The sequence below is a fragment of the Microcoleus sp. B13-B6 genome, from assembly GCF_036705405.1.
Taxonomy (GTDB): domain Bacteria; phylum Cyanobacteriota; class Cyanobacteriia; order Cyanobacteriales; family Microcoleaceae; genus Microcoleus.
In genome coordinates this window covers 67,718-74,150 of record NZ_JAUBUJ010000029.1, presented here as the reverse complement: position 1 = coordinate 74,150, position 6,433 = coordinate 67,718, and the positions used below count along the sequence as shown (strand labels likewise).

Sequence of the window (6,433 nt, the reverse complement as noted above, 5' to 3'; positions counted from 1 at the left end):
GAACGAGTAGAATTGGTAATTGATTAATTCAGGCCTCTACCTTTTGCCTTATCCCTTCCCCTCTCTGCGCCCTCTGCGTTCTCTGCGGTTAAACACTCTTAATCCTAAAATAGAGGAAAATAAAACTTGAGTAGACTAAAATCCGTGCCAACAATCGAAGTAGAAAACTTAGTATTTGGCTATCCAGATCAAAAGCCAGTATTGCGGGGAATTTCTTTTACTTTGCAACCGGGAGAAAGAGTTGCTCTACTCGGCCTGACAGGTGCTGGTAAAAGCACTTTGCTCGAAAACTTGATCGGATTAAAAATGCCTCAAGCGGGCGAGATTAGAGTGCAGGGAAAAAAGTTGGAAGAGGCGACTTTATCGCAGGCGCGCAGGCAGATTGGATTTTGCTTTCAAGATGCTAACGACCAGCTATTTATGCCCACTATTTTAGAGGATGTCATGTTCGGCCCCCGCAATTACGGAGTGCCGCCGGGAGTGGCGCGCGATCGAGCTTTATCACTATTAGACGAATTTGGTTTAGTAGAATTTGCCAACCGTTCGGCCCACGAACTTTCAGGAGGCCAAAGAAGATTAGCAGCCTTGGCAGCAATTTTAGCATTAGAGCCGGCAATTTTAATCTTAGACGAGCCGACCAACGGACTCGATCCCTCGTGGCGGCGTCATTTGGCTAAGGTTTTGTCCCAATTGCCGATCGAGGTAATTTTGATCGCTTCTCATAATTTGAATTGGATCGGGAAAACGACTCAAAGGGCGTTAGTTTTGGCGGATGGTGAGATTAAAATTGACAGAAAAACCCAAGATTTGCTGGCAGATACATCCACTCTCGAATATTACAATTTGCCGCCCGATTGGTAATTAACTATTGGTTATTAATCCTTACATAAAGCAGTCATAACTAACCACAAGCGATTGCTTGACTTTGGATCATTAGGGTAACTATTGGGTGGAATTCTAGGCAATGTATATCTGTAATTACAGCTCGAATTTGCGGACGGCTTCATTGTAGAGATGAATAGCTAAATCGCAAATAATTTGTTCATTTTGAAAATCACTTCCTAACTTCTGTTTCGCCGTTTGAACACACATTTTCATCAACTCTGATGAACTTTCGATGTGAAGTGCGATCGCCCTTTGCTTTTCTTCAAACCCAACCTCGATTTCCGCCAGCCTTTTGACCGATTGACAATTCGCGGATTGCTCTAAATTTGCCGCCATTTTTTCCTGCTTTCTCCTTTGGACTTCCTCGGAAAAACCCGCAGCAATGAGCCCCGCAGGTAACGCAAAAATTCCGATTCCCAAAAATGCTAATATTGCTCCTAACAATTTTCCTAAAGGAGTGATTGGATAAATATCGCCGTAACCGACAGTAGTTAAGGTCACAACTCCCCACCACATTGCATCGGGGATGCTCGCAAAAGTTTCGGGATGCGCGTCGTATTCAACAAAATACATGACGCTAGAGGCAAATATTAACAGAATAAAAACTGCAAATGCGGTGGCAATTAACTCCTCTTTTTTATCGTACAATACTGCTCCCAGAGTTCTGATTGACTCAGAATAACGGCTCATTTTTAGCAACCGCAACAAGCGCAGAACACGAATTAAATTAACGAAGTTGAAAGTAGGAAATAACAGCAAGAAGTAAAAAGGTAAGATGGAAAGTAAATCTATCAAACTTAGCGGTGTAAGAGCATATCTCAATCTTCCCCAAAGCGGGTGGCTGTATCTGCGATCGACTGTAGACACCCATAGCCTCAAAATATATTCTATTGTAAATACTAAGGAGGAAACAATTTCGATGTTTGCCAAAAACGATGTGTGTTCGGGCGACAATGTGGGCGAAGTAGAAGCAATAAAAGCTGCGACGTTGATCAGAATTAAACAAGTTATGATAAAATCATCTGCTAAACTGTATAAATTGCTTGAGTCTGAGGTTTCTAAAATTTCATAAATTATAGTTTTGATTTTTTTACGCATCTGAGTTTGTCCTAAAAATTTAGCAATTAACGATCGCGCTTGACTACAGTATAAGCAATTAGATTCAAAAAATTAAGCAGGAGTTGCCCTCAAGCTCAAAAAATGGTTTTTTGAGAGAGGCTCTTGTTACGAAATTCAATATTTCTCATGGAAAGTGGGTTGTTTGGGGCAGGGGCAACGGCGTTCTAGTAAAATTTAGAGTTGATCGGGAAAGAATTTCCCACTATTACTGGGTTTGCAGGCAAAAATCATGAAGGTAGCCGTATTCAGCACCAAATCCTACGATCGCACATTTCTGGAAGCAGCGAATGTCGGCGGCAAACACGATTTAGTTTTTTTTGAACCGCGTCTGAACCTGGAAACCAGCGTTTTGGCTGCTGGATTTCCGGCCGTTTGCGCGTTCGTGAACGACTGCTTGGACGCGAAAACGCTGCTTGCCATTGCCGAAAAAGGCGTCCGCTTGCTGGCACTGAGATCCGCCGGATTCAATCACGTCGATTTAGCAGCAGCGAGGGATTTAGATCTAACTCTGCTGCGAGTTCCTGCTTATTCTCCCTACGCAGTGGCCGAACACGCAGTCGCTCTGATTTTGTCCCTCAACCGCAGAATCCATCGGGCCTACAACCGCGTCCGCGAAGGCAATTTCGCCCTAGATGGCTTGTTGGGTTTTGACCTCCACGGCAAAACGGTGGGAATCGTCGGAACAGGCAGAATTGGCGCAATTACTGCCCAAATTCTGCACGGATTCGGGTGTCGCCTGCTGGGATACGATGTTTCCCAAAACCCAGATTGCCTCGCCCTAGGCATGGAATACGTCGCACTCCCGGAACTCTTCGCCACCTCTGATATTGTCAGCCTCCACTGTCCGCTGGTACCGGAAACTTACCATTTGATCGGTGCAGAGGCGATCGAGCAAATGAAACCGGGGATGATGCTGATCAATACCAGCCGCGGTCAGTTGATTGACACTAAAGCTGTTACCAAAGGGCTGAAGTCTGGTAAAATTGGCTACCTCGGCTTAGATGTTTACGAACAAGAGACGGATCTGTTTTTTGAGGATTTGTCAAATCAGGTCATTCAAGACGATGTTTTTCAGCGTTTGCTGACTTTCCCCAACGTCCTAATTACCGGACATCAAGCTTTCTTCACCGAGGAAGCTTTGAAAAATATCGCCGAAACCACGATCGGCAACATCACCGACTTTGAACAAGGACGCCCTTGCCCGAATCAAATCGACCTCGCTCAAGTGAAAAAATGAGTCAAAAGAGCGATTTGGCAACGAAGGCAATTGTTTAAAATCAAGTCATATCGTTATTTTTGCTTGCAATTTGTGAAACTCTGCCTTAGTCTCATCAATTAGTCCCTGCAGCGCGGATGCTGTGCTAATTGCCGGAGAATTATACTGGCAGCAATTCACAGCCTGCAATTTTACCTGACAACGGAGGAAGTATTCAATGACACAAGCTAACTTTTCGGACGAGACACAAACAATCACTGAAGTCGTGACAGTAGATCTGGTGGAGGACAAACCGGGGGTCATGACTACAGTGACAACCACAGAAACACCGGCCAGCCAGTTCCAAGATATTAAAGACCAAGTTATTACAATTTTGTCGGAACTTCCGGCCTATCTCTCTAATTTTTTTGCTGACTACCAAAAGCCCCTCATAACTGTTGGTTTAATCCTGGCAGGCGGTATTAGTATTAAGGTAATGCTGGGAGTTTTAGGTGCTCTTAATGATGTCCCTTTGGTAGCTCCAGTTTTTGAGTTGATTGGCATGGGATATACGGGTTGGTTTGTTTACCGCTATCTGCTCAAGGCTTCCGATCGCCAAGAGTTGTTAACGGAAATTGATTCTTTAAAAGAACAAGTTGTAGGTAAAGATTCTTAGAGGAAGTCATTAGTCATTAGTCATTGGTCATTAGTCATTAGTCATTAGTCATTAGTCCTTGGTCATTAGTTAGTGGTTATTTGTTATTTGTAAGGCTATAGCCATAACCGATAACAAGTAACCAGCAACCCATGCCCAATGCCCAATGCCCAATGCCCAATGCCCAATGCCCAATGCCCAATGCCCAATGCCCAATGCCCAATGACCAATGCCCAATGCCCAATGCCAATTCCCAATGCCCAATCTTAATTTGGATGGCAAACTTGTTGCAAAGTGGCGGTAAAGTCGGGGTAGGAAATGGCAGCAGCTTCTGCCCGGTGAATGTTAGTAATACCTGTGGCGTTGAGCGCTGCGATCGCCAAACTCATCGCTATTCGGTGGTCGGTGTAGCTGTCAACATCCGCGCCGGTCAAAGGAGTTCCCCCGGTAATTTCTAAACCGTCGGGTAACTCGGAAATTTGGGCTCCCATGCGGTTGAGTTCCGCAGCAGTCACGGCCAGTCGATCGCTCTCTTTGACTCGCAACTCGGCCGCATCTCGAATTATTGTAGTACCCGACGCAAAGATCGCCGCTACGGCCAAAATCGGGATTTCGTCAATCAGTCGGGGAATTAAGTCGCCCGCAATGGTGCATCCCCGCAATTGGCCGGAACTGCGAACCAAAATATCCGCTACCGGTTCCCCAGCCGCCTCTCGCTGATTTTGCAGTTCAATATCGGCGCCCATCATTTCCAAAGCTTCCAAAATGCCTGTACGAGTTGGGTTGACGCCGACATTTTCGACTACGAGCTCCGAACCCGGGACGATCGCCCCAGCAACTAGCCAAAATGCCGCCGAACTAATATCCCCCGGTACAATCACATTCTGCCCTTGCAGTTGTGTCGGCCCAGTGACTGTCACGCTACAAGTTTCTGGATCGACGCTCAATTGGGCTCCAAACGCTCGCAGCATCCGCTCGCTGTGATCCCGCGACAGAGCGGGTTCTGTGACTGTAGTTTCTCCGCTTGCCATCAAACCGGCGAGCAAAATGCAAGATTTAACTTGAGCCGAGGCGATCGGAGAATGGTAGTGAATCGGTTTTAACTGCTGTCCCAGTATCCCTAAAGGAGCTAAAGAATTGCTTTTTCGGCCCCAAATTTGCGCTCCCATTTGTTGCAGCGGTTTAATGACGCGCGACATGGGGCGCGATCGCAAAGAACTGTCACCCGTTACTGCATAAAAACGCCCCGGATGAGAGGCTAAAATTCCCAACATCAGCCGCATCGTCGTGCCGGAATTACCCGCGTCCAAGACTTCCACAGGCTCCTCTAACTCGCCAATTCCGACGCCCCGGACTGTCACCCGTTCCGCGTTGAGTTCAGAAACTTTGGCTCCCAAGAGCGAGAAACATTTAGCAGTGCTGCGGGGGTCTTCTCCTAGAAGTAGTCCCTCAATAGTAGTTTCACCTTGGGCGATCGCACCCAACATCAAAGCTCGGTGAGAAATCGACTTATCGCCGGGAACTCGAATCCTCCCCACCAGCGACAAGCCCGAGGCCGGTTTTTGAATGCTTAAAGTTTGGTTTTTGTCAAGAAGCGTAGTAGTTATAATGTCAGCTTGCATTGAGATAAACTAGGATTAGATGGCGTTAGCTATCCTACCTTTTTCTCAGTCCTAAGTTAGTCGTCTTTTGTACGGCCTGCGGGTTTTTTCCCAATGTGTCCGGTTAACTTAAAGCCTGATTAAACTCGCCCGGAGACTCCGCTGTGAGTTCTCGATGACACGGGAGTGCGGACGCAACGGCACGGATTTCACATTAATTTCACAAATATTATCCGTGTATCTGCTTAGATTTCATGTCCTGCTCTCACTTATCGACCAGATGATTGAAGTTTGACTGAACAATTTTAGATTTTCGATTGCGAGTTTTAGATTTTTCATTTTGTTAAGCAAAAGCTCCGGAATTTGGAACCCAGCCCATCTAAAATCTAAAGTCTCAAATCTCAAATCTCAAACCGCCCGATCCACCACAACTCCTAAACTTTTATTTATGCTGACCCATCACCGCAAGCCTGTAAGTTTATCGCTGGTATCCACAGATTTACCTTTGTGGTCAGTCGTTGAAACCGCTGCTACGGTTTATCAAAAAGACCGGGATCGCTTTCACTTGTTGTTGCACGAACCAGCAATAATCGATCGCGAATTTTCCGAGGGCTCCAATGAATCTGCCGAGCAAGTTACAATCTTACCCCCAACTACAAAACCCCGGTTGCTCTGGCTAGAAGTTTCGCCCTATCGAGTCATTATGACCATGCAAGGAAACGGCAAATACAGTTACCGCCACTGCTGGGAACGAGGAATGTACGGCCTGAGCCGTTATTGGCTTCAGGGCGAATCGCTGGCGACTCCCGAACAGTTGCGACTCCGCAACTTCACTCGCAACTTGACGCTGACAGGAAAGCCGGAACCGGATCACTTGCAGTTAGAATACGAGTTGTGGTCAGAGAAAGTGCAACTCGGTCGCTATATCTTGAATCTAGAAATTCATCACTAAATTGGGTAATGGGGAATTAGTAGATG

Annotated in this window: 6 protein-coding genes; 4 read left to right on the top strand and 2 right to left on the bottom strand. The window is 46.2% G+C overall.

Annotated features, from left to right (window positions below; translation table 11 throughout):
• The first annotated feature begins 126 nt into the window (after nt 1-126).
• The gene (locus QUB35_RS15470; RefSeq protein ID WP_333142738.1) at nt 127-861 is read left to right on the top strand and encodes an ABC transporter ATP-binding protein; all 735 of its coding nucleotides are present in this window, start codon (nt 127-129) and stop codon (nt 859-861) included.
• Nucleotides 862-978: 117 nt separating this feature from the next.
• Here the strand turns inward: QUB35_RS15470 and QUB35_RS15465 are convergent, their stop codons facing one another.
• Nucleotides 979-1,983: an ion transporter gene (locus tag QUB35_RS15465; protein WP_333142737.1), complete on the bottom strand. Its 1,005-nt coding sequence runs from the start codon at nt 1,981-1,983 to the stop codon at nt 979-981.
• A gap of 250 nt (nt 1,984-2,233) precedes the next feature.
• On the opposite strand from QUB35_RS15465, the gene QUB35_RS15460 reads away from it, so the two are divergent.
• Nucleotides 2,234-3,241, top strand: coding sequence for a 2-hydroxyacid dehydrogenase (locus QUB35_RS15460; RefSeq protein ID WP_333142736.1), 1,008 nt, complete (start codon nt 2,234-2,236; stop codon nt 3,239-3,241).
• A gap of 196 nt (nt 3,242-3,437) precedes the next feature.
• Nucleotides 3,438-3,875, top strand: a complete 438-nt coding sequence (locus QUB35_RS15455) for a CAAD domain-containing protein (protein ID WP_333100475.1) — start codon at nt 3,438-3,440, stop codon at nt 3,873-3,875.
• A gap of 245 nt (nt 3,876-4,120) precedes the next feature.
• On the opposite strand, the gene aroA is transcribed toward QUB35_RS15455, so the two are convergent.
• Nucleotides 4,121-5,476: a 3-phosphoshikimate 1-carboxyvinyltransferase gene (aroA, locus tag QUB35_RS15450; RefSeq protein WP_333142735.1), complete on the bottom strand. Its 1,356-nt coding sequence runs from the start codon at nt 5,474-5,476 to the stop codon at nt 4,121-4,123.
• A gap of 427 nt (nt 5,477-5,903) precedes the next feature.
• Between aroA and QUB35_RS15445 the strand changes: the two genes are divergently transcribed.
• Complete coding sequence (locus QUB35_RS15445; RefSeq protein WP_333142734.1) at nt 5,904-6,407, top strand: hypothetical protein; 504 nt, start codon at nt 5,904-5,906, stop codon at nt 6,405-6,407.
• Nucleotides 6,408-6,433 lie beyond the last annotated feature (26 nt).

Coding starts and splice junctions, on each gene's coding strand:
- aroA (WP_333142735.1), bottom strand. CDS start 5,476: ATGCAAGCTGACATTATAACTACTACGCTTCTTGACAAAAACCAAACT.
- QUB35_RS15445 (WP_333142734.1), top strand. CDS start 5,904: ATGCTGACCCATCACCGCAAGCCTGTAAGTTTATCGCTGGTATCCACA.
- QUB35_RS15460 (WP_333142736.1), top strand. CDS start 2,234: ATGAAGGTAGCCGTATTCAGCACCAAATCCTACGATCGCACATTTCTG.
- QUB35_RS15455 (WP_333100475.1), top strand. CDS start 3,438: ATGACACAAGCTAACTTTTCGGACGAGACACAAACAATCACTGAAGTC.
- QUB35_RS15465 (WP_333142737.1), bottom strand. CDS start 1,983: ATGCGTAAAAAAATCAAAACTATAATTTATGAAATTTTAGAAACCTCA.